This is a genomic window from Bacteroides celer, assembly GCF_002632415.2.
GTDB lineage: Bacteria > Bacteroidota > Bacteroidia > Bacteroidales > Bacteroidaceae > Bacteroides.
Map to the genome: position 1 here is coordinate 4,434,067 of NZ_CP178209.1, position 25,295 is coordinate 4,459,361.

At 41.9% G+C, this 25,295-nt stretch carries 21 protein-coding genes; 14 read left to right on the top strand and 7 right to left on the bottom strand.

From position 1 onward, the window contains the following. The first annotated feature begins 41 nt into the window (after nt 1–41). From CJF29_RS18090 to mazG, 13 genes are all read left to right on the top strand, one after another. Nucleotides 42–455 carry a helix-turn-helix domain-containing protein gene (locus CJF29_RS18090; RefSeq protein ID WP_099147678.1) on the top strand — a complete coding sequence of 138 codons (414 nt, stop codon included), beginning with the start codon at nt 42–44 and terminating at the stop codon, nt 453–455. Beyond that, the gene (locus CJF29_RS18095; RefSeq protein ID WP_255299464.1) at nt 425–1,054 is read left to right on the top strand and encodes an IS630 family transposase; all 630 of its coding nucleotides are present in this window, start codon (nt 425–427) and stop codon (nt 1,052–1,054) included. The genes CJF29_RS18090 and CJF29_RS18095 overlap by 31 nt, the downstream gene beginning before the upstream one ends. 236 nt (nt 1,055–1,290) lie before the next feature. Further along, nucleotides 1,291–1,644 carry a hypothetical protein gene (locus tag CJF29_RS18100; protein WP_099147662.1) on the top strand — a complete coding sequence of 118 codons (354 nt, stop codon included), beginning with the start codon at nt 1,291–1,293 and terminating at the stop codon, nt 1,642–1,644. Continuing rightward, entirely contained in the window at nt 1,638–1,973 is a 336-nt protein-coding gene (gene tnpB / locus CJF29_RS18105; protein ID WP_099147663.1) for an IS66 family insertion sequence element accessory protein TnpB, read from the top strand. The genes CJF29_RS18100 and tnpB overlap by 7 nt, the downstream gene beginning before the upstream one ends. A 72-nt stretch (nt 1,974–2,045) precedes the next feature. After that, nucleotides 2,046–3,875: an IS66 family transposase gene (gene tnpC / locus CJF29_RS18110; protein WP_195448853.1), complete on the top strand. Its 1,830-nt coding sequence runs from the start codon at nt 2,046–2,048 to the stop codon at nt 3,873–3,875. Between the two features lie 333 nt (nt 3,876–4,208). Further along, nucleotides 4,209–4,766 (top strand): PD-(D/E)XK nuclease family protein, encoded by a 558-nt coding sequence (locus CJF29_RS18115; RefSeq protein ID WP_099147442.1) that lies wholly within the window; start codon nt 4,209–4,211, stop codon nt 4,764–4,766. A 2-nt stretch (nt 4,767–4,768) separates the two neighbouring features. Beyond that, a complete protein-coding gene (locus CJF29_RS18120) occupies nt 4,769–5,887 on the top strand; it encodes a hypothetical protein (RefSeq protein WP_099147443.1) in 1,119 nt (372 codons plus the stop codon). A gap of 6 nt (nt 5,888–5,893) precedes the next feature. Beyond that, nucleotides 5,894–7,258 carry a zinc-ribbon domain-containing protein gene (locus CJF29_RS18125; protein WP_099147444.1) on the top strand — a complete coding sequence of 455 codons (1,365 nt, stop codon included), beginning with the start codon at nt 5,894–5,896 and terminating at the stop codon, nt 7,256–7,258. A gap of 11 nt (nt 7,259–7,269) precedes the next feature. Next, nucleotides 7,270–7,857, top strand: a complete 588-nt coding sequence (locus CJF29_RS18130) for a hypothetical protein (protein ID WP_099147445.1) — start codon at nt 7,270–7,272, stop codon at nt 7,855–7,857. Between the two features lie 10 nt (nt 7,858–7,867). Further along, on the top strand, nt 7,868–8,638 hold the full coding sequence (locus tag CJF29_RS18135) for a zinc ribbon domain-containing protein (protein ID WP_099147446.1): 771 nt from the start codon (nt 7,868–7,870) through the stop codon (nt 8,636–8,638). Nucleotides 8,639–8,773: 135 nt separating this feature from the next. Continuing rightward, the gene (locus tag CJF29_RS18140; protein ID WP_099147447.1) at nt 8,774–9,943 is read left to right on the top strand and encodes an ATP-binding protein; all 1,170 of its coding nucleotides are present in this window, start codon (nt 8,774–8,776) and stop codon (nt 9,941–9,943) included. 183 nt (nt 9,944–10,126) lie between these two features. Further along, nucleotides 10,127–10,996, top strand: a complete 870-nt coding sequence (locus CJF29_RS18145) for a transposase (RefSeq protein ID WP_099147453.1) — start codon at nt 10,127–10,129, stop codon at nt 10,994–10,996. Nucleotides 10,997–11,058: 62 nt separating this feature from the next. Continuing rightward, a complete protein-coding gene (gene mazG, locus CJF29_RS18150; protein WP_099147448.1) occupies nt 11,059–11,847 on the top strand; it encodes a nucleoside triphosphate pyrophosphohydrolase in 789 nt (262 codons plus the stop codon). Between the two features lie 219 nt (nt 11,848–12,066). On the opposite strand, the gene CJF29_RS18155 is transcribed toward mazG, so the two are convergent. From CJF29_RS18155 to rpsA, 6 genes are all read right to left on the bottom strand, one after another. Beyond that, nucleotides 12,067–12,534 carry a hypothetical protein gene (locus tag CJF29_RS18155; RefSeq protein WP_007757387.1) on the bottom strand — a complete coding sequence of 156 codons (468 nt, stop codon included), beginning with the start codon at nt 12,532–12,534 and terminating at the stop codon, nt 12,067–12,069. 27 nt (nt 12,535–12,561) lie between these two features. Then, on the bottom strand, nt 12,562–12,939 hold the full coding sequence (locus CJF29_RS18160) for a hypothetical protein (RefSeq protein WP_099147449.1): 378 nt from the start codon (nt 12,937–12,939) through the stop codon (nt 12,562–12,564). Between the two features lie 47 nt (nt 12,940–12,986). Further along, entirely contained in the window at nt 12,987–13,538 is a 552-nt protein-coding gene (locus tag CJF29_RS18165; protein ID WP_008016827.1) for an RNA polymerase sigma factor, read from the bottom strand. Nucleotides 13,539–13,562: 24 nt separating this feature from the next. Beyond that, entirely contained in the window at nt 13,563–15,104 is a 1,542-nt protein-coding gene (locus tag CJF29_RS18170; RefSeq protein WP_255299439.1) for a L,D-transpeptidase family protein, read from the bottom strand. After that, a complete protein-coding gene (locus CJF29_RS18175) occupies nt 15,094–16,032 on the bottom strand; it encodes a ribonuclease Z (protein WP_008775508.1) in 939 nt (312 codons plus the stop codon). Before CJF29_RS18175 ends, CJF29_RS18170 begins: the two co-directional genes overlap by 11 nt. A gap of 153 nt (nt 16,033–16,185) precedes the next feature. Continuing rightward, nucleotides 16,186–17,988: a 30S ribosomal protein S1 gene (gene rpsA / locus CJF29_RS18180; RefSeq protein ID WP_004301842.1), complete on the bottom strand. Its 1,803-nt coding sequence runs from the start codon at nt 17,986–17,988 to the stop codon at nt 16,186–16,188. A gap of 96 nt (nt 17,989–18,084) precedes the next feature. On the opposite strand from rpsA, the gene CJF29_RS18185 reads away from it, so the two are divergent. Further along, on the top strand, nt 18,085–24,042 hold the full coding sequence (locus CJF29_RS18185) for a DUF3320 domain-containing protein (protein WP_099147451.1): 5,958 nt from the start codon (nt 18,085–18,087) through the stop codon (nt 24,040–24,042). Nucleotide 24,043: 1 nt separating this feature from the next. Here the strand turns inward: CJF29_RS18185 and CJF29_RS18190 are convergent, their stop codons facing one another. Further along, nucleotides 24,044–25,174 carry a retron St85 family RNA-directed DNA polymerase gene (locus CJF29_RS18190; RefSeq protein ID WP_074637638.1) on the bottom strand — a complete coding sequence of 377 codons (1,131 nt, stop codon included), beginning with the start codon at nt 25,172–25,174 and terminating at the stop codon, nt 24,044–24,046. Nucleotides 25,175–25,295 lie beyond the last annotated feature (121 nt).

The window sequence follows — 25,295 nt, forward strand, 5'->3', positions numbered from 1 at the left end:
GAAATTGCATTATCTTTGTCTCGAACCAAACCGCAAGACAAATGAAAATCAAGAAATTGACGTTGAGCGATTCCGAACGTCGGGAACTTACCACCGGTTTCCGTACAGGCGAAAGCCATTGTTTTCGTATGCGTTGCCGCGCCATATTGCTCAAAGCAGAGGGCTTGAGTGCGCCCCAAGTGGGAGCACAAACGGAAATGACCGCCCAAACCGTTGGCAGTTGGGTCAAACGTTTCGAAAACCAAGGAATCCAAGGATTATATACACGTCCGGGACAAGGTCGCAAAGCCATCATGGACTGTTCGGACGAGGAAGCTGTGCGCAAAGCCATCGAGTCGGACCGACAGAGTGTGCGTGCAGCCAAAGAAGCCTGGCAGAATGCTTCGGGCAAGGAAGCGAGCGAATCGACGTTCAAACGTTTTTTATCCGCATTGGCGCAAGATATAGACGTATAAGAAAACGTCCTAAGGGTAAGCCCTCGCCGCAGCTCTATGCGTATAAGACCGAGAAGCTGCAAGAACTTGAAGTACTTTTTGAAAAAGGCTCCATCGACCTCTTCTATGGTGACGAATCTCATATCTGCACGGAAGGCTATGTCCCTTACGGGTGGCAGTTTTCCGGAGAAGACGTTTACATTCCTGTCGAAAAAGCCAAACGGCTCAACATCTTTGGTATGATTGACAGGAATAACCGCTTTGAAGGTTTCTGCACCTGCGATTCTGTTGATGCAGAGAAAGTCGTGGATTTCCTCGACAGGTTCTCTTTCAAGCTCAACAGAAAGACATTTGTTGTGCTTGACAATGCAAGTGTACACCGTAATGAGAAAATAAAGCGAATGCGTCCAATATGGGAAAAACGGGGACTTTTTCTTTTCTACATTCCCCCATACTCTCCTCATTTGAACATTGTGGAGACCCTTTGGCGTATTATGAAAGGGAAATGGCTCCGACCGCAAGATTATGTCACTACAGAATCGCTGTTTTATGCCACAAATAGGGCTTTGGCGGCGATAGGAACACAACTGAATATTAACTTTAGTCATTATGCTGCTTAATTTTGATTAGTTACTTAAATATCATCATAGGTGTATTGAAATAAGTATTCATTAGTAAATATTAAAGCAGTCCGGTCATATTTTCTGATAAGATTCTTTCAATTCTAAAAAATGTTTCTTAGTTTTGCGATGTACAACCATTAAAACAAGTAGTAAGAAACAGAGAACAGTAAGCACTCAAAAAAAGGCTCAATAATAAAATCTCTACCTTCGCTGCAAATCAAAAAATGAATAGTATGTATAGCAGTGAAGATCTTGAAAGGTTTTACTTTCAGTACCAAACGGAGGCTTTGCCTCATGGAGAATCTCTCCAATCTTTTTGTGTTAAGAATAAAGTACCTTATAACCTTTTTGAAAAATGGTATAAGGACACTCGTAAGAAAGTAGTCGAAGTGAAAGTTTCAGGTTTTCCGGCGGATTCGGATAACGGTAATCCAACGGTTGAACCTCAATCAACAAACAAATTCAGTCCTAATCCGATACGTATATGGATTGATATTCGCATAAGTAACGGTCTTCATTTGACTCAGAAGAATTTAAGCTATCAGGACTTAGTTCGTATGGTAGAGAAGTTGGAGGGATTATGTTGAGTGTTACCGGTCTGAATCATTTCTATTATGTCCGTGACTTTACAGATATGCGCTGCAAGCACAGTCGTGTGTTGTCTATCATTCGTGAGCAGCTTCATAGAGAGCCAAGTGATGGCGATGTATTCATAGTCATGTCTCGTAACCGTAGAATCGTCCGAATGTTTGCTTTTGACAGTCGTTCATACCGTTTGTTTGAAAAGAAGTTTGTCTCCGGCTATCAGTTTCTGAAAGTGGAACGAAAAGGGGCTGATAAAGTGTATAGGATAGACTGGAAAGACGTAGTTTTGATATTAGAGAATCCGATAGTTAAAATATTGAAAGTCAGATAATTATCATGTTTATATATTTGCGGTTTTATGATTATTTTAGTACCTTTATGTCTGTAAATCAAAGGCTTTGGAATGATCGAACTGCAACATATCATAGAATCCAAAAAGGAGTTGTTGAAAAGGGAAACCTACTCACGTACTCCTATAAATTATAGTGAAGGTATGTCAGATGATCAAAAAGACCGGTATATTCAATACTTGGCTGAGCAGAACCAGGAACATATTTTGACGGAGAAAGCAATGGAGCTTGTCCTTGAAGATTTCGTTGCTAAACAAAAGGTTCTGGAAGAACGTATGTCTTCATTTGAAGCTTTGCAACGTTCACAGCTGGAGCAGCAGCAGGCACTGAAGGATCAGTTGTCCGAGGAGCGTAAAAAACGAAAAACCGCAGAGCGTAAAGCAAAGACACTTCAAGAGCAACTCGACTATGCCAAACAAGAACGTTTTGGCGATAGACGGCAGAAGGTCAGGAAAAAGATGCAATCCGGTGAACCGGAAAACCCGGCTCCTGACCGTGAGGATGAAAAAGAAGGTTTTGATGGAACCCGCGGTACACTCCGTACCGGCTCTGTTGATAATAACCTGTCCCATGATGTGCCTCAATCCCCCAAGCAGGAACGTGACTTGTCCCATCGCCCGGATGAGTATAGCAGAATGGGGTTGGCCGGTGATCCGATTATCCATCCCTCAGATTTGTCAAAAGTCCCCGGACGTATAATCGAAAGGAAATCAGTTCAGGTGTTTAGCTTGAAGACCAGCCTGATCGAGGAACGTTTTGAAATGGTTCATTATGCGGCTCCCGGTCTGAACCCCCAATGGGGCTATTTCCCATGTGAAGGTCATCCTGAGGTTGTTACAAAGTTTGAAGGAACGAAGGGCACTCCTGAATTCCTACAGGCAATCGCTTATGAGGTTTATGTGAAGAATGTGACTTTCGGTCTTCTTCACCAATGGGTTACCGATATGGGTATGAGCATCTCTCCCAATACTTTACGCAATTGGTTGAAGAAGGGGAAGACGTACTTGGATGAGTTGGTCTGTGTTTTGAAGTCTGTCGCATTAGAGAAGGATTCCATCGTGAACTGTGATGAGACGTGGTGCAAAGTTCGCAAGTATGACCACTACAAGAAGTGTTATATCTGGGTACTCGTAAACAAGTCCGAGAAGGTTGCTATTTTCTTCTATGAAAAAGGTTCTCGCAGTCGTGATGTCCTTACCGATTTTCTAGGAGATTCAGAGTTGAAAAGTATCATGTCAGACGGCTACAATGCATACGTATTTATAGGCAATGAGTTGAAATCAGCACAATTCAAGGCTACGGTACATCAGGTTTGTATGTCTCACGCCTGCAATAAATTCGTCAAAGCTTCCAATCAAGGAAAAGAAGATCATGCGGCCTTATTTGCCGCGGATTTGAAAGAGCTTTTTAGAAACGAGCGTAAGTATGATGAAGCCCGTCTTACTCCTGAAGAACGATTGAAGGAGCGGCAAAGTTTAGCAACGAAAGAAATATTGATAAGGATCCGTAGTCGTTTAGACGGTGAGTTGGCCACCGATTCAGAATACCGGAGTCAATATTACACGGAAGCCTTAAACTATCTGAATCACTTTTGGGATGAGATCTTTGCCTATTTAAAAGCCGGGGAATTCCCCATAGATAATAATCTGGCTGAGCGAACCATCCGAAAGCTGACTACTCAGCGAAACAATTCCCTGCACTACGGCAGTGATGCCGGTGCTGAGATGGCGGCAACCTACCATAGTGTAATTAGTACAGTGAAGCTTCACGGTAGTTCCGTTTGGAATTTTATCGGAACTTTCTTCAAAAAAATCTTTAACGGGTGCAGGGACTATGTTAATATGGTACCCGGTAAGATTTCTTTGTCTACAAGTGAATGCTAAATTGAAAACGATTTTTTAACGAAACTCAGTTTGGGCACTTCAACAGTGCCCAAATTAAAGGGTATGCCCTTAATTGAGTGCTTACCAGAGAACAAAGATTTTCAGACATATTGATTGAACGTTAAAACGTATTATCCCATTCGCTTAAATCTCGCAAATTTAAAATGAATCTCAAGGATAGTAGGTTAAAGTAGCGTTCACACCCGAGTAGGGCGTGGACTGCTTTTACCTTATTGAGATTCAGGCAATGCGAGAGCCTAAGCGAATAAATAAGGATAAAAGTTAGTTTACGCTCTTTTTTGTACCCATACATTAATTTCAAACTATATAAATATGGAAAAAGTATCATTACTAATGAAAGATTCCTCCGAAGGAGATTCCCAAAAAGAAACCATGATAGACTTTATTCTTTCATGGACCTTACGTAGATCTACGCAGCAATACAGTGAAGAAAAACCTGTCCTTTATCAATATTGTAGAAAGATTCTCGGCAAACTGATTGGTGTTGCAATGACAGACGACGTACAAGTCATCTCCGTCGAAACTTGGAAACAATGGAGATACATTGACCTATGGGCAAACATACGGATTACATGTAATGGAAAAGAAGACTTTCATGCTGTTTTGATTGAGAACAAAGCATATACACCGACTCACCATAATCAATTAGAAAGATACAAGGCCATTTTCGACCAAGTATGTGAAGAATATATGCCTGATGCTAAAAGGCATTATATACTAGTCACCGCCTTGGATGAAATACCGGATATACTGACAAACGAATGTAAAAAGAACGGATATACCCCATTCTGCTTAGGAGATTTAAATGATTATGAACAGCAAGATTCGGAAAGCGATTTGTTTAACGAGTTTTGGTTAAGATACTGGTAAATATGGAAAAGTTTCTATTAATATGCATATTCCTCTGTACAGGAGTGTGTAAGACAAGCGCACAAATAGTAGACTTATCGAAATTCGTTAAGGCAAAGAAAAACAAGACAGAAGTATTCTCTCAAAAATTACAAAATACGAGAGATTCACTTCTAAGAATCTGCAAAATACATAAATTAGAAGATTTCAAATATAAATTTCCAACTATTTACTTAGGTGAATCAATGGAAAGTTTAAAAGCCAAATCAAAAGAATTCGAGAAAATCAAAGTAGAAATAGAAAATGCTATTAGCAAGAAAGAGTTAGAGCAAAAAAGTGCAGACTCCATCCAAAAGGTCAATGATGCCGCAAGAATAGTACAAGAAAGAACAGCTGACTCTTTATATTTAATTCGGGCCGCCCAAACATGGGAATGGTTACATGATAAGAAAGGAAAATGGGAAACAATAGACCGTTCATATCCAAAAGAAGAGCATTACCAAGTAAATTCACTATTTCCCCAATATCAAGTAATAGACCAAAATGCCTATCTGAATGGGAAATTAGTAGGAGTATGCCATCCGGCTAAAAACAATAAAGACCATGACGAACAAGAACGTCATTTTCGCATTGACGTGATGACTTTTTTATGTCAACAAGATTTTCTGAATAACAAATATGAGATACAAAAAGAATCACCTAAAACCCAAGAATACATAAAACAGAAATTAGGACTTAAAAAACAACTGGAGCCGACTGACAGTCCTGTATATAAAGAGATGATAGCCAATGCAAGCAAACTCCGTATAGCACAAGAAAGGCTACGCAAAGGAGAAATTGATTTGAACACCTACAATAGAATTAAAACAAAATTGGGTGCCAAATTCACCGGAACGGTATATCAAGAAATGGCGGATAGTAACAGTCCGGAAATAAATGCAGGGAAAAGATATCTGGAACAATTACGTGCTGATAACAATCCATTAATCGGGGAATATAGCATTCAAAGAATAGATGGAACCAACTTCACCTATCAGTTCCGTAATAATGAAGGAAAAGAAACGTTTAGCGTGAAAGTTGCATTCTTTGTCAATGAGAAAAAAAATGTTTTATATACAATTTCTTCACTTCAAAAGAAATAAAATATTATGGAAAAAGAAATGAAAAAATGCCCTTATTGCGGAGAAGAGATTTTGGCTGTAGCCAAAAAATGCAAATACTGCGGTGAATGGTTGGAAGAAAAGCAAACGGTAACTAAGAAAATGGTTGCCTGCCCTGTTTGCGCCGAACAAATAGAAGAAGACAGTGTATCTTGTCCTTATTGCCATGAGTCGCTAACGCCTAAAGCAATACCTTTGTCACATCGCACCACGATAGCGAAAGAACAGCCGAAAACCACAAGCAGCGAGAACCAAGAACCCCCGCCGACCTCTTTCTTATCCCACAATTTCACTCGTGTCGTATGCAAGCAATATGCCGACTTTAGCGGAACGACCACAAGAAAGCAGTATTGGCTTTACATCCTGTTCTACAGCGCCATAGCTATTGCCGCATCATGCATAGACATCCTATTGGGAATCGACTTCCAACTATTTGGAGAAAGCCTCGGCTATGGTTGGCTATTCACAATCGTCTCGCTGGCTCTCACCATTCCTTCACTCGCCATCGGCATACGTCGCTTGCACGATATCGGGAAAAGCGGATGGTGGTTTCTGATTGTCCTCATTCCCTTAGTCGGTGGCTTTTGGCTGCTCTTCCTATTGTGCAAAAAAGGAAATACAGCTAACGCCTCCACTCCTCTGACCTCTACCGACAAGATTGTACTCAATGCGTCGATAATAGTTGTAACCTTTCTGGTTATACTCACCTATTTCAAATCTCCCAACCACTCCCCGATGTCCCAACTTCAATACAGCGATTGGGCTCTTGACGGAGACACCGCAGGAGTGGATACATTGGACAATATAGGTTACTCAGAAAGCAGGCAAAGCATCAATAGCGAAAACGATGCGGAAATAAAAAAACGCATTATACACGATTTCTCTTGCTATTATCCCATTTATACCTTCTGCTACAATATGCAACAAGCCATAACTAAAGGATACAAAGGAAAAGGTCTGCTAACCCTCACCGAAGAACTTGTAGAAAACGACGATTTGCTTGTCATCTCCAATACCGAATTTAAATGGTTATTGCAACAATTCGATTTCTCAAACTTCTCCCGACTATTACGGGCATACGCAAACAGTAACAGAAACTTCGGAGGTGATTTAGACGAATATAGCTTGGGGTGTATAGCGATAGAGTGTCTTAAAGAACACAAAGTTGTTTTCAACAACCAATGGTTTGAGATATTCGACAATTATCTGCCCCGTGACGAAGTGCAAATAGAAGAGTTTCATAATTTGGGAAATAAGGAATATCAGGTTGTATTCGATGGCTTTCACAACATATCTCCCAATTTCGTATATAACATCAGCTATGCCAACGGACTCAACATTATATCGCATTAAATTTTACCATCATGAAACATAACGACTTACTTACATCATTTACTCTATTATCTCTTCTGTGTATTTTCTGCACTTCATGCAACGATATGGAAATGGCAAAGAAAGCATGCGGCACATGGGAAAGCATCCGCATAGTTGAAGAAAACGGATGCAAAGAGAAAACCTATTATGAGTTTGGTCCTGTGAAAGGAGATACTTCCGGAGGAGACTTAAAAGAGACAACCTACTTCACCGAATGTGGAGAAGTTGAAGACGGACAAGAATATAATATGCAATGCAAAAGTATCATTGAAGGTACATGGAAGATAGAAGTCGGTGACATCTATTTCACTTACGACCTGTCGACTCTGAAAGTCACTTTTGAGGGGATTAGTTTCCCGGGCGCAGATAGATTTTCCGAATCTCTTGCACAAAGTTTTCAAGAAAACTATGGGCAATCACTCATTCAAGAATCAATAGAAGAATTGAAAGAACATCTCTATAATTGGTATTCAGAAAACGAAAACAACGAAGACTGTTACCAGAATGTGAATATTAAAGGAGACAATATGTCGTTCGATGCAACAGATGGAGTTATTAAACTGATAAGAATAAAATAAAACTTGAAACATGATAAACAATACCAAACAATGCCCTTTCTGTGGCGAAGAGATACAAGCAACTGCAAAGAAATGCAGGCACTGCGGAGAATGGTTGGAAGACTCAGTTTCCAATACAAAAAATCAAGCCACTACAGAAGTGTCCTTTCAAAGGGATTCAAATAATCATAAAACAGAAGTGAATCATTTAAAAACTCCCATTTCTGACTTTGTCCTAATCCTATTTTGGACAAGAGTCATTGCAACATTCATTTCAATGTCACATCAAAGTGGAGTATGCCACCTTACCAATCCACACAAATGGCTACAAATCATGCAGTGGGCAACCTATATTCCAGAATGGGTGGCTGACTTATTGTCTGGCTTGGTCGATATAATATTCGCTTACGCCTTATATATCGGGATGAAACAACAAACCAAACCCATGAGCGGCTTATTAATTACCAATATTATAATCACTGTAGTAGTATCTTTTTTGATTTTATGTATGGATTTAATCTCTATTGCAGACGAAGATTACATTGGAATACTTATCTCTCTTTTTGTTATATTAGGTATGCTTATTACATCAACCATAATTGGAGTCCAATTTATCCGACACTTCAACGGACTATTAAATAAATTAGGATGGGGAATGTTGGCATCTCTAATCATAGTTATATCTGCCGCCGCTCTAATATCAGAAGATGAATTTAGTATGACTAATACAATTATTTCTTTTATTGAGTTTTGGATAATCAGCTATATTCTATATATACAAGCGGAATTATTAACGGATTGAGCCAACTAAATCCCTCAAGAAGACATTTTCATTTGATTAGCCTTACCAATTGCACAACAAAAGTGCAGAAAATTATAATTTTCTGCACTTTTGTTGTGCAATTGACGTATATTTGCATATAAATATATACCAACCATGGACAGATTATACGAAAACTTCAATAAACTCCTTAAAGCTACAAGTACCGATTTCATCCGATACAAGTATACTGAAATAAACTGGGATAGCCATATGCTCGGACTTGTTGGACCACGCGGAGTAGGTAAAACCACCATGTTCCTTCAACATATCAAGCAGAACATGAATCCGAAAGACACATTGTATGTTTCAGCAGACAATATGTACTTTGCCGATAATTCCCTGATTGACCTAACAGACAAATTCAGCAAACGAGGTGGCAAGCACCTATTTATTGATGAAATACACAAATACCCTAACTGGTCTCGTGAATTGAAGCAGATATTCGATTCTTATCCTGATATGCAAGTTCTTTTCACCGGTTCCTCTATTTTGGATATTTATAAAGGAACGGCAGATTTAAGCAGACGTGCCCCCATCTATGAAATACAAGGGCTGTCTTTCAGAGAATATTTAAGTATGTTCCATCAAATTCATGTACCAGTCTACACATTAGAAGAGATACTGGAACATAAAGTTGAAATTCCGGGAATAGCACATCCACTTCCGCTATTCGCTGAATATATACAACACGGCTATTACCCGTTTAGCAAAGATATCACTTTTGAAATCGAGTTGAACCAAGTAATCAACCAGACTATGGAAAATGACATACCTCAATATGCTAATATGAATGTCTCCACAGGACGTAAATTGAAACAACTGTTGATGATTATTGCCAAAAGCGTTCCATTTAAGCCTGTCATGCAAAAACTTGCTGACATCATTGGAGTTAGTCGTAATTATTTAAGCGATTACTTACTTTATATCGAGAAAGCGGGGATGATAGCTCAAGTTCGCGATGACACAGGCGGGGTCAGAGGTCTGGGCAAAGTAGAAAAAATATATCTTGATAATACTAATCTCATTTATGCATTAGGAGGAGAAAATTCCAATATCGGTAATATCCGCGAAACATTTTTTTATAACCAAATGCGAGTTAAACAGGATATTATATCTTCCAAAATCTCAGATTTCCAAATAGGAGAAAGAACATTTGAAATAGGCGGAAAAAACAAAGGACAACAACAAATAACCGGAGCCAAAGAAGGATACATTGTAAAAGATGATATAGAAACCGGATACGGGAATATTATTCCACTTTGGAATTTCGGAATGAATTATTAATAATGCGAATCAGCAGTTGACAATCTTCTACCTTTTCGCTTGTTAAAATGTTATTATTCAGTTAATTATCTCATTAATTAATTTTCTAATCTCCTTGAAAGTCAGTATATTAGAAGAATAAAACCACTCATTATTCTAATTATGATTCCCAAGGAGAAAGAATTAAAACTTATAAAAATATATATGTATATCTGCGATGTTTACGAGTCTTCACTCAAGTTCTACTGCCAGAGGTTCAGTAATAACAATCATCCAATCTTTACCGATCAGGAACTGCTTACTGTATATCTGTTCTGCGGAGCTTATCAGCAATACTTTAAAATCAAAGACATACATACTTTTACCAAGGAATACCTGCTTTCATGGTTCCCTAACTTGCCTTCTTACCAAACATTCAATTATAGATTGAATTTGATGCCGGAAGCAATCAGTGAACTTGTCAGGCAGTTAATCCATTCATTCAATCCTCAAGATTGTGACAGTATGAAATCATTAGTTGACTCAATGCCTATCATTACTTGCGCGGGAAAGAACAAAGTAGGAAAGGTGGCCACTGAGATTACTTCCAAAGGATATTGTTCGACAAAGAACATGTATTACTTCGGACTAAAACTCCATGCAGTGGCTTTCCGTAGAAAAGGAACTATACCTTTTCCTGAAATGCTCATACTTTCCGCTGCTGATGAAAATGACTCCACAGTATTCAAAAGAGAATGTGTGGGAAATCTGAACAATAGAGAAATATATGCCGATAAAATATATTCGGATATACCATTCTATAAAGAGACGCAAGAATGCAAAAAAATCTCGCTATTTACTCCTGTAAAAGCTATCAAAGGAGAATCACCTGAAATAACCAAAAGGGAGAAAGCCGCAAGAGACTTGTTTTCAACTGCAGTCTCTAAAGTCAGACAACCCATTGAATCATTGTTCAACTGGTTGAATGAAAAAACAAATATTCAAAGAGCGATGAAAGTCAGATCTACATCTGGACTTCTGGTACATACGATGGGAAAAATTGCCATCGCACTAATTACGCTAATTTTTAACTAATAAATCAAATACTGATTCGCATTAATAATAGCCTTATAACAATTTTAATACAAAATATATTTATGTCACATACCAGACAAGAACAGATGGAAGCCTTCGGACGCTTCCTGGACATTCTCGACGAACTGCGTGTTAAATGTCCCTGGGACCGCAAACAGACCAATGAGAGTCTGCGTCCCAACACCATAGAAGAGACTTACGAACTTTGCGACGCCCTGATGAGGGATGACAAGAAAGAAATCTGCAAGGAATTGGGCGACGTATTATTGCACGTTGCTTTCTATGCCAAGATAGGCTCGGAAACAGGAGATTTTGACATCAAAGATGTTTGCGACAAACTGTGTGATAAACTGATTTTCCGTCACCCGCATGTATTCGGAGAAGTAAAAGCAGAGACAGCAGGACAAGTTTCCGAAAATTGGGAACAGTTGAAGCTAAAGGAGAAAGATGGCAATAAGAGTGTATTGAGCGGTGTCCCCGCTGCCCTCCCCTCGCTCATCAAGGCTTATCGTATTCAAGACAAAGCCCGTAATGTAGGTTTCGACTGGAAAGAGCGTGAACAGGTATGGGATAAAGTGAAGGAAGAAATCGGAGAGTTTCAGGATGAAGTAGCTAATATGGATAAGGACAAGGCAGAAGCTGAATTCGGCGACGTCATGTTTAGCCTTATCAATGCAGCGCGTCTCTACAAGATCAATCCTGATAACGCTTTGGAACTTACCAACCAAAAGTTTATCCGTCGCTTCAATTATTTGGAGGAACATACTATCAAGGAAGGAAAAAGCCTGAAGGATATGTCTCTTGAAGAGATGGATGCTATTTGGAATGAAGCAAAGAAAAAAGGACTGTAAGACCCATGAATAACATTGATTTACATGCAATCATCGAAAGATGATTTGGAGTTCATAATACATGCCAAACAGGATATTCCACTATTGATTGCAGAAATAGAACACTTAAAATCAATGCTATCTAAATAAAAAAAATAGAGACTCTATTCCGTGCGAGTAGAGCCTCTATTTTACTCAAACAGAGCGTCTAACTCGTATGAATAGACGCTCTGTTTTTCTTTATTTCTTCTTCGAATCGTTTCCTTTATCCTTGCCACGATTCATTCCTTTTATCATCTCCCGGTGGAAGCGCATTTCCGCACGCTGCACGAGAAATATCTTCTTACTGGAAAGAATCTTCTTGAACTTACCCAGATAAGTCTTATCAAGCTGGTCGGCAGCAATACGATTGTTAGCTACCTTATCGTTGATTTCTGCATATTGAGCTTCCGTTGTCTTATCATCCTTGCCTTTGCGCATCAAATCCCACGATTCATCATTCAGTTTCTTCTTCTTATCCTGAAGTTCAAAATAGACGGGAAAGAACTTGGCTGCCTCTTCTTTACTCAATCCAGCCTGTTCGATAATGAATGCCTTTTGTTTTGCCCTGAACTCCTCCCGGGATAAATGCTGATCACATCCGTCAGCAGCCCAAAGAACAGGCATAAACCCACACAACAAAACAACCCATGCGATTAGTTTTCTCATTTTCTGTATTCAATCAGTTTTAATAAATCATTCTACACTTGCATCACTCAAATAAACATATAACGAATAATCATCCAGCATAGCGCGGTCCAGTGCCACATCCAGCATTTCGTCCGATACAACTTCAGTATCCACCTCCGTCACCGCCACTTCATCGACCGCAGCAGGTTTGTGATCTGTCAACGCTACCCGGATAATCAGGGCCGCACCTACAAACATAGCAGCGAGATAGAGCAATGGTTTCAGTCTTGTCCATGTGCTGACAGATTCTTCCTTGAAAACTACTTTTTCTTTTTCAGGAAGTTTATTCATTACCTCCGAAGTCAGGTTTTCAAAGTAACCATCAGGCACTTTGAAGGAATTTTCCTTACCAAGCTTCTTCAATAGGATATCTTCTTCTTTCATACGTTTTTCTCCTCTCTTTTACTTAGACAACGTCCAATTTAAAAGGTTTAATCTATTTCTTCTAAAAACTTCTCTATTTTCTTCACCGCATGATGATATGACGCTTTGAGCGCACCAACCGATGTACCGAAGATTTCCGACATCTCTTCGTATTTCATTTCCTGATAATATTTCAGGTTGAACACCATACGCTGTTTTTCCGGCAAAGTCAATAGAGCTTTTTGCAGACACAACTGTATTTCGTCGCCCGAAAAGTAGGAGTCACTTTCCAGCTTCTGCACAATCGCAGCTTCAGGATCATCAATATCCACGGTAGTCATAGCGCGCTGCTTGTTCAGAAAGGTAAGACATTCATTCAGCGCGATGCGATAGAGCCAGGTAGACAGTTTCGCCTCGGCACGGAAATAATCAATATTCGTCCATGCCTTGATGAAAGTGTTTTGCAGGAGATCGTTCGCATCCTCATGCGACAGTACCATCCGGCGGATTTGCCAATATAATTGCTCGCTATACTGCGCCACAATCATTTCAAATCCTTTCCGCTGTGTACTCTCCTCCTGAAGGAGCTTCAGAACTTCGCGTTCGTTATAAGGAATCATAATCTCTTGTATCTGTATGTTTATTTATGGTTTCAAATTCAGGTTGTTCATTGCTTCTAGTAAAGACGAATCATATTTATAAATGTCCTCACAATTCCTCAAATTATTATCGGCAGACAGATAAACCGTCTGATAATCTATAAATAAAGGTATATATTTCTCTAAACTATAATGTTTCAGTTCGCGATAGGCCGCACTGACAGGCAGCTTCTTCCCCTCTTCACTCACCGGTTTGATATCCATTGCAATACGGATACGGTCTTCCAATAATTCATCCGGCTCTTTCAACAAGAAGAAAGCAAAGTCGAGTGCTTTCTGAAGACGGACGCAACCGTGGCTCACTGCCCGGTTCTTCAACGTGAAAGCCCACCGGGAAGGAGTATCATGCAGGTATACGGAATGAGGATTAGGGAAACGGAAAATGATGCGTCCCAATGAATTCCCCGTTTTGTTGTCCTGCTTCACCGTATAAGGTACGCCACTTCCTGCATACTTCGCCCATTTAATACTGTGGGGATCTACCTGGAGTCCATTCTTATCGTATACCTTCATGCGGTTACGGGTAAAATACGTCGTATCTCTGCGGTAAGTAGGAATGATCTCTTTCCGAATTATGCTTTGAGGCACATTCCAGTAAGGATTCAGTTCCATATAATAAATCCTGCTTGACAATAGAGGAGTTTTATTCTTCACAGTCCCTACACAAATACGCATCTCCAGGATAGAGTCTGTTTCTTCGTTGACGGCTTGCAACATAAATGCCGCCACATTAGCTATCACATATTTTCGTCCTTTATCCAATGCATATTGCCAACGTGCCCGCTCCATGTTTACCAATAGGCGGTCGCGATAATAATCCGTAGTATCTGTCACTCCCCAGCAATTCACACGAACCAGCTCTTCCTGCATCTTATGATAAAGCGGGGAAGCGGGTTGCGCCCGGTGAAAAGCGGCGTTAGGATTTGCACGCAAAGAGTCGAGAGCGGCCATTGCAAACTTCACGTCACATTGTTTTAAAGGAATGTGGTCGATCGAATCATTCCATCTGCGCTCCGGAGGCAAGAATCCGAATTTCAATTGACACACATACGAAAGATAGGCGGCTGTTAACTGATACTCCACGTCTGCCAGCAGACGGTTCATCGTTTTCCCTTCACGCAGTTTCAAGGTTCGTATCTGTTGCAATTCCTCACGGATGCTATCGACAGGATACAGATTCGGATTAACTCCATGTTGTGAAATGTTTCCTAACCAGAATAACATCGAGTCTGCCACCTGTACGGCAGGTTTATCGGATATGAGAGAATCGTTCAGCCAAAAGAATTCATCCTTTTCCTGATAATGTGCCAGCAAAACCGAATCCCAGGGAGTTACCGGATTTTCGTTCAGGCAAATACGAATCATCTGATGAATGCTGTCTGCATTTATTTGATAAGCAGGATGGAACAGTTCCTGGAGGGAAGACAAAGAATCCGGTATCGGAGATTGAGGTTTCTCTTTTTTACAGGCTGCCAAGCAACCGAAGAGCAGGATGATTACTCCCCAAAGCAGTCGACTACTTTTCATAGACAGTCCCTCCATCAACGTCAATACACAAATTTTCTTTCGCTAAAATGGTTTGTGGAAAAATGGCGGACGCTTCATGAAGTAAGACAGATTCATCTTCATAACGGGCGGAAAAATGTCCGATCACCAGTTGTCTCACATTGGCATCCAAAGCAAGCTGCGCAGCTTGCGCAGCAGTGGTATGATAAGTTTCCTTAGCGCGTGCCTGCTCGGTCTGTGCAAAGGTGGCCTCATGGAAAAGCAAATCTACATTTTTAATTTGTTCAGCAAGGGACGGACGATAGATTGTATCGGAACAATAAGCATATTTACGCGCCGGAGCCGAAGGGCGGGTTAAACGTAAATTGGGTATTACTTCTCCCTCGGGAGTTACAAAATCCGCTCCGTTCTTGATGCGGTTCAGTTCATAGACCGGGACTTTATAAAAGTCTACCATGTCCCTGATGATATGATTAGGACGCTGTTTCTCTTCAAAAAGGAAACCACAACAGGGAATTCGATGTTTTAAAGGGATTGTGGTTACAGTCACCGAACGGTCATCGTAAATGAGCATCGGTTCTTTCGTTTCGAATTCATGGAAGAACACCTTATAAGTCAAAGTCTTGCAAAAGAAAGCAAGCATCGGCGCAAACAACTCTTCCAGTCCTCTTGGAGAATGAATATGTAAATCAGCAGTTCTCCCTAATAATCCGAATGTAGAGATCAGTCCCAACAATCCGAAACAATGGTCACCATGTAGATGAGAGATGAAGATATGATTTAATCGGGAAAATTTCAGTCGCGAGCGGCGTAATTGCATCTGTGCTCCCTCGCCACAATCAATCATAAATAGTTTTTCACGCAAGTTTACGACTTGAGAGGTCGCAAAATGTCGCGTAGTAGGCAAAGCAGAACCGCATCCCAATATATGTAACTCAAATTTTTCCATGGTATGCAAAGATAAAGTATTTCATATTCAATCTTGCAAAGGAAACGAAAATATTTCACCATAGATTATATAGATGTACGCAGACAAGCATAGATAAACAAAAAAAGCGCCCCCAAACGGGAGCGCCTTTCATTGGAAAATATTCTATTCAGATTATTTCTTTCCTTCCAACTGTTCTTTCAATGCAGCAAGAGCGTCGATATCGCCCAGCGTAGTTGAAGCAGCCTGGTTCTGGATCATCGGAGAATCTTCTCTCTTGTTGCTAGAAGATGACTTCTTAGCACCAGAAGCAGCTTTCTTTTCTGCTCTTTCTTCAGCCTTAGCTACATCTTCGAAGATACGGCTGTGAGACAGGATGATTCTCTTAGCGTCTTTGTTGAACTCGATCACTTTGAATTCAAGTTTCTCATCCAACTGTGCTTGTGAACCGTCTTCTTTTACAAGGTGTTTCGGAGTTGCGAAACCTTCTACACCGTAAGGAAGAGCTACAACAGCACCCTTATCCAACATTTCGATGATTGTACCTTCGTGTACAGAACCTACAGTGAACACAGTTTCGAATACATCCCAAGGATTTTCTTCGAGTTGTTTGTGGCCAAGGCTCAAACGACGGTTTTCTTTGTCGATTTCCAATACCTGAACTTCGATGTCAGCACCAATCTGAGTAAATTCTGATGGGTGTTTTACTTTCTTAGTCCAAGAAAGGTCAGAGATGTGGATCAAGCCGTCAACACCTTCTTCGATTTCTACGAATACACCGAAGTTAGTGAAGTTACGAACTTTTGCAGTATGCTTAGAACCTACAGGATACTTTTCTTCGATAGTTTCCCATGGATCTTGTTTCAGTTGTTTGATACCCAAAGACATCTTACGTTCTTCACGATCAAGTGTCAGCACAACAGCTTCTACTTCGTCGCCTACCTTCATGAAATCTTGTGCAGAACGCAGGTGTTGGCTCCAAGACATTTCTGAAACGTGGATCAAACCTTCTACGCCCGGAGCGATTTCGATGAATGCACCGTAGTCAGCCATAACAACCACTTTACCTTTCACCTTGTCACCTACCTTCAAGTCAGTGTCAAGAGCATCCCATGGGTGCGGAGTCAGTTGTTTCAAGCCAAGAGCGATACGTTTCTTTTCGTCATCGAAGTCAAGGATAACAACGTTGAGCTTCTGATCCAGTTCAACCACTTCTTTCGGATCGCTAACACGTCCCCAAGAAAGGTCAGTGATGTGGATCAAACCGTCTACGCCACCAAGGTCGATGAATACACCGTAAGATGTGATATTTTTAACAGTTCCTTCAAGAACCTGTCCTTTTTCAAGTTTACCGATAATTTCTTTCTTCTGTTGTTCCAGTTCAGCTTCGATAAGAGCCTTGTGAGATACAACAACGTTTTTGAATTCCTGGTTAATTTTAACCACTTTGAATTCCATTGTTTTGCCAACGAATACATCATAGTCGCGGATCGGTTTAACGTCGATCTGAGAACCCGGCAAGAATGCTTCGATTCCGAATACGTCTACGATCATACCACCCTTAGTGCGGCACTTGATGTAACCCTTGATAATTTCTTCATTTTCCAGAGCAGCGTTAACGCGATCCCAAGAACGAGTAGCGCGGGCTTTTCTGTGTGACAGAACGAGCTGTCCTTTTTTGTCTTCCTGATTTTCGATGTATACTTCTACTGTATCACCGATCTTCAGATCCGGATTGTAACGGAACTCATTCAATGGGATGATACCGTCTGATTTGTAACCGATGTTCACAACTACTTCACGCTTGTTCATTGCGATTACGGTTCCGTCAACAACCTCACGGTCGTTCACTTTGTTAAGCGTACCGTCGTAAGCTTTTTCCAGTTCATCGTGGCTAACGTTGGTTACTGTTTCGCCATTTTCATAAGCATCCCAGTTGAAATCTTCAATAGGAGCTACGTTCTTTAAGTTTTCCATTAATAAATAAATTGTTTAATACTTTAATTAAATAAGACATTATATTATCTATAAATCGGGCGCAAAGGTAGGAATATTTTCTTGATTGACAAAAGAATGGCAGAAGAAAAGAGAATTATATCCGTATTTTTTGTAATATTGCAATCTTTAATTTATACAGTTTTTGCCATGGACGAGAGATTGGACAAAGTCAAGGTGCAATGCGACTATTTACCGCTTATTAATTTTGCGATACAACAAAACGGTGCATCAATCATTCATCAGCTTTCTATTGAGAATACAACGCCTGCCCCGCTGAAGGACATTCAGGTACAAATCACGACAGAACCGACTTTCGGAAACGCTGCTCCGATAGCTGTGGCACAGATTCCGCCCAATGAATCGATATGCCTGTCGTCATTCAATCTCACTTTGTCCGCCAACTATTTCACACAGCTGACCGAACGTTTATCCGGCAATCTGAAAATTGAAATTACTTCCGAAGCAGAATCCGTATTCTGCCAAACCTACCCTATCGACATTCTGGCATACGACCAATGGGGAGGGCTCAATGTATTGCCCGAAATGCTGGCCGCTTTCATCACCCCCAATCATACAGCCATTGTGCCGATCATCAAGAGAGCCGCTTCCATCTTGGGACAATGGACTGACAATCCGTCCCTCGACGAATATCAAAGCCGCACTCCGGACCGGGTAAGGAAACAGATGGCCGCCATCTACACGGCTATCACGGAACAACAGATTATATACAGCACCATCCCCGCCAGCTTCGAGGAATATGGGCAACGTGTACGGCTAGCCGACTCCGTAATGGCACAAAAACTGGGAACCTGTCTGGATATGGCCTTGCTCTATGCTTCCTGCCTGGAAGCAATCGGTCTGAATGCACTCATTATCATCACTCAAGGGCATGCTTTTGCGGGAGCCTGGCTAGTGCCGGAGACTTTTCCGGATCCTACCATTGACGATGTTTCCCTGTTAACCAAACGGACAGCCGAAGGAATCTACGACATTACCTTAGTTGAAACGACCTGCATGAACATGGGCCATTCGTCCGATTTCGACGATGCTGTGAAGAAAGCGAACGGAAAGTTGACGGATGGAAACAGTTTCATTCTTGCCATAGATGTGAAAAGAGCGAGACATTCGGGCATCCGCCCCATCCCCCAACGCATTTTGCATGGACAGGTATGGGAAGTAGAAGAAAAGGAGACCGACATTCAAAAAAGTGCCGTTCATGCCACTCCGCAAAGTATCAATCCGTATGATTTATCGGGCAATGAAACCCAGACCGTAATCACCAAACAACTGTTATGGGAAAGACGGTTGCTGGATTTAAGCCTGCGCAACAACCTGCTGAATATCCGGATTACCAAAAACACGCTCCAACTCATCCCGGCTAATCTATCCTGTCTGGAAGATGCATTGGCCGACGGAGAAGAATTCCGCATCCTCCACCGCCCTGCCGATTGGGAAAGTCCGGCGATGGACTTCGGGATTTATTCCTCCATACCGGAGTCTGATCCCATGGTTGGTTTCATCAACTCGGAACTTTCACAGAAAAGGTTACGTTTCTATCTGCCCGAAAACGATTTAGGTAAGGCACTGACTCACTTATACCGCTCTTCGCGTACTTCTATCGAAGAGAATGGAGCCAACACACTCTATCTGGCTCTCGGACTTTTGAAATGGTACGAGACACCTTCCAGCGAACGTCCCCGCTATGCCCCCATCTTGCTATTACCGGTTGAAATTATCCGTAAATCGGCAGCCAAAGGTTACGTAATCCGTTCCCGGGAAGAAGAAACAATGATGAACATCACCTTATTGGAAATGCTTCGCCAAAACTTCGGAATCACCATATCAGGATTGGACCCGTTGCCTACCGACGAAAGCGGCGTAAACGTCAAGCTGATCTATTCCATTATCCGCAACAGCATTAAGAACCAGCGTAAATGGGACGTGGAAGAGCAAGCGATTCTGGGTATCTTCTCTTTCAACAAGTTCATCATGTGGAATGATATTCACAACAATGCCAACAAACTGGTTCAGAACAAGATTGTGTCCAGCCTCATCAACGGAAAGATAGAATGGGAAGCCGCCACAGAGGAAATAGATGCAACGGATATGGACAAACAAGTGTCGCCCGCAGACATTGTATTACCCATCATCGCTGATTCTTCGCAACTGGAAGCCATCTACGAAGCCGTACACGACAAGACTTTCATCCTGCACGGGCCTCCGGGAACAGGAAAATCGCAAACGATTACCAATATTATCGCCAACGCGCTTTACAAAGGAAAACGTGTTTTATTTGTAGCGGAAAAGATGGCTGCCCTCTCCGTTGTGCAAAACAGATTGGCAGCTATCGGGCTGGCTCCGTTCTGTCTGGAAATTCATTCCAACAAAACAAAGAAATCCGCCGTTATCTCTCAACTGAAAGAAACCACGGAAATTATCAGGCAGACACCTCCCGAAGAATTCAGAAAGGAAGCGGAACGCCTGCTGAATTTACGGGTGGAATTGAATCAATATATCGAAGCCCTGCATAAAGAATACCCGTTCGGAGTTTCATTATATGACGCCATTATTCATTATCAATCCGTGGACGTCGAATCTTGTTTTGATATTCCACAAGCTTATCTGGATACATTAGATAAAGACACATTTGCCCAATGGGAAGATGCCATCGAGCTGCTAGTCCGGACGGCCAATGCGTGTGGACATCCTTACCAGCATCCATTAACCGGTATCTCGATTACCGAATATTCATCAGCCGTTAAGGAGGGATCCTCCCAACTGCTCACCGGATTTATCGACCTGTTGACCACCATCCGGCAGAAGCTGGATGTATTCTCCATACTTCTAAAAGATACGGATATACACCCTACACGCAAGGATTTCCAGACAATCTCCCACATCATCCGGAGAATACTCGACATTCCGGAACTGACTCCCGGATTGCTGACTTTGCCATTGCTCAACGAAACACTGAATGAATACCGGGAAGTAGTGGTTCACGGACGGAAACGGGATGAACAAAGGAAAGAGATAGAAACCGAATTCATCCAAGAAATCCTGTCCATCAACGCAAAGCAGATGTTAGCCGAATGGAACCGGGTATCCGGTCAATGGTTCCTTCCCAGATATTTCGGACAACGGAAAATCAGAAAGGCAATCAACGTATATGCTTTAAAAACGATTGAAACAGAAGACATCAAACCTCTGCTCCACCGCATTATCCGGTATCAGGAAGAAGCAGAAGCCGTCCGGAAATACATCGGGCAACTTCCCTCCCTATTCGGACGCCCCGGCAAGAACGAGGATTGGAACACCATTGAGCAGATAATCGACGACATGACTTCCCTTCATTCGCATTTGTTGAACTACGCAAAAGACATTGCCAAAGTTTCGCAAATCAAGCAGAATTTGTCCGCACAACTCACTGAAGGAATTCAAACATTCAGAGACATCCATGCTCATTCTTTCAATGAACTGTATCAGCTCGCAGATACACTCACAGCCACCGAAAAGAAATTGTCCGGCATGCTGGGTATCTCGATCGAAGAACTTTATACCGATTCAGCCGACTGGATAACGATTGCCTTGTCAAAAGCCCGAACCTGGAAAGAGAACCTCGACAAGCTCAAGGACTGGTATCAGTGGCTACAAGCCTGCCAAACCCTGCATAGTCTGGGAATAGGATTTATCGCGACGGAATATAAAGAAAAGAATATTCCTACCAGCCAACTTACAGACAGCTTCCGCAAGAGTTTCTATCAGGCGGCTATCCGGTATATCATTGCCAAAGAGCCGACTTTGGAATTATTCAACGGTAAGATATTCAATGATATCATTGCTAAATACAAACAAATATCCGCCAAATTCGAAGAAACGACCCAAAGAGAATTATTTGCCCGGTTGGCCTCCAACATTCCGTCTTTCACTCACGAAGCCATCCAAAGTTCCGAAGTGGGTATCCTTCAAAAGAATATCCGCAACAATGCCCGCGGCATATCTATTCGCAAGCTATTCGACCAAATTCCCACTTTGTTGTCGCGCATGTGCCCGTGTATGCTGATGAGTCCTCTTTCCGTCGCTCAATTCATCGATACGGACGCTGATAAATTTGATTTGATTGTCTTTGATGAAGCCTCACAGATGCCTACTTATGAAGCGGTGGGCGCCATTGCACGGGGTAAAAACGTCATTATCGTAGGCGACCCGAAACAAATGCCTCCTACCAGTTTCTTCTCGGTCAACACCATTGATGAAGACAACATTGAAATGGAAGATTTGGAGAGTATCCTTGACGACTGTCTCGCTCTGTCTATCCCTTCCAAATATTTATTATGGCACTACCGAAGCAAACATGAGAGCCTCATCGCTTTCAGCAACTCCGAATATTACGATAACAAACTGATGACTTTCCCCTCACCGGACAACATTGAATCGAAAGTCAGGATAGTCAACATCAACGGTTACTATGATAAAGGCAAGTCGCGCCAGAACCGGGCGGAAGCTCAAGCTGTGGTGGACGAAATAGCCAGAAGATTGAGAAGCGAGGAATTAAGAAAGAAAAGTATCGGTGTAGTCACTTTCAGCATTGTCCAACAAGCCTTGATAGAAGACCTATTATCCGACCTTTTTATCTTTTACCCCGAACTGGAAACTCTTGCGCTGGAATGCGACGAACCGTTATTTATCAAGAATCTGGAGAATGTGCAGGGAGACGAACGCGATGTTATTCTCTTCTCTGTGGGCTATGGCCCGGATGCAGAAGGGCGCGTCAGCATGAATTTCGGACCACTGAACCGGACAGGCGGCGAAAGAAGATTGAATGTAGCCGTTTCCCGTGCCCGGTATGAGATGATTATCTATTCCACCCTAAGGTCGGAGATGATCGACCTGAACCGGACTTCTTCTATTGGAGTAGCCGGACTAAAACGTTTCCTCGAATATGCGGAGAAGGGAACCCGAAGCACCATCAGCAGTGTGCCAAGACAACTGTCGGAAGCAACAGCCTCCATCGAAACGATCATTGCCGACAGACTGCGCTCATTGGGTTACACCGTGCATACAGACATTGGTTGCTCCGGATACAAAATAGACATAGGTATCGTCGACACCGAAAATACCTCTAACTATCAGTTAGGTATTATCTGCGACGGTAAAAACTACAAACGCACCAAGACCGCACGTGACCGGGAAATTGTGCAGAATAATGTATTGAAAGCACTCGGATGGGACATCTACCGGATATGGACAATGGACTGGTGGGAAAAGCCGGACGAAGTAATGGCAACTATCCAAGAGGCTATCGCCCGGAAAAAGAGTTCAAAGGTCGGCTCAATGACAGCAACCGAAATCAATTCTACTCCGACAGAAGTGACAGAACCTGCACCGACGACACAGATGACCAACAATGAGATTTCATTCGTACTCAAGGCATCGCCTGCTGCTCCTGAAAAGCAAGCTGCTTCCGTTCTTTCTACGCAAAACCGGATAGAACAAAAGTACAAGTTTGCAAAGATTACTCCATACAGTTATTCACCGGAAGACTTTTTCTTTACGGACAGTTACTCTATCCTCCTCTCCCAAATACGGAAGATTATGGAAAGCGAGGCGCCAATCAGTAAATCCCTGCTCTGTAAGAAAATTCTGTCCGAATGGGGAATCAGCCGCTTGGGAACACGGGTAGAGGCACAGATAGAAACAGCACTCGACACATTGAATATCTATCGCACAGAATACGAAGGACTTGTCTTCTGCTGGAACGACAAAGAGCAATGCGCTTCCTATTCAATCTATCGCCCGGTTTCCGACCGGGAAGCGACAGACATACCACCTGAAGAGATAGCCAATGCCATCCGGCAACTATTGACCGACTCCATCAGCCTGCCTGCGGCAGATTTGATAAAAGCATGCGCACAACAGTTCGGCTTTGCCCGTATGGGATCGAACATAGACGCTGCCATGCAAAGAGGTATTCGCGAAGCTGTGAAAAGGAATTACGCCAAGATAGAAAATGAACGGGTAACGATTGCCAATTAGATTAATACCCTTTCTCCAAACATTTCAAACGGTTAATAGAATCGGATACATACGCATTGTCCGGTTCTATTGACCGCCAATAACAAAGTTCTCCAATCAGCCGTTTCAGATAAACAGGATCACTCGAGCCAATCCGGTGCTGATGTTCCGCCAAGCCTTTCGTCAGGATAAAATAGACATTCTTCCGGATCTCTCTCTTTCTGGCTTTAGGGATTGTCAGTTTCGCACCGGAAGAGACAGATACTCCTGTAATAATCTTCCTGCCATACTCATTGATAAAACGGGTCTTTTTATGATTCGGTTCGAATTTCTCATCACGGATGATTTGTTTGATCCGGGGAATGATTTGTTCTTTGGGAAACACATCTCCCGAAAAAGTCAGGTCATCGGCATAGCGGGTATAGGTCAGTCCGTACTCCGCTGCCAATGCAGCCAATTTCTTGTCCATCTCATACCCCACGATATTGCTTAACGCCGGACTTGTAGGCGCTCCCTGCGGCAAGTGCCTGTACAAGCAGCACAACACTCCCAATACTTTAGACACATTTTCCGGATAACCAATTTTCTCAAATGTCTTTTTCACCCTCCGGCTCCGTATCGAAAAGAAAAAATCATGAATATCCATTTTCAAGATATACCGTTTTCCCAGATGGGGACTGGCATTATCAACCACAGAATGACCGCTCCGGAAACCTACTGCCGCCGGATGAATCATTGTCACAGATGATAATATTCGAGAATTAATAGTGGTTTGAATAGATTGTAATTCTTTGTCAGGAGCAGAAATCATCCGATAACCTCCCTTTCTTTTTCTCATCCAGAACTCCCGGTAATGTTCGGAAACATCCCGTAGAATTTCCTTCAACTGTGCCGTTTCCACTCCCAACAAGTTGGCGCACCAAACAACAGCCGATTCATCAAACTTTTGAACATACTGCGCTCTCGGAACAGTTCCCCCCAAAGCATGCCTTAGCCAGGCTCCGTGTTCCCATTTTACCTTAGTAGTTTTTTCTTCCTTACCACTGCTTGTTGCTTTCCATCTTTTATACCCCTCCTGTTTCCTGCTTGAGGAAATCATCTTATAAACCAGGAAAGCGGTGATAACAATGATCGTTATTAAAATTCCGTCCATTTTGTATATGCATATAAAAAAGAGAGAAGAGAGGATGAGTTATTTACTAAAATAAATTTAGGTATTTATACCTTAGAATTTATTTTCTAGGAAAATACCTGTGCTTATGAGGCGACTACAC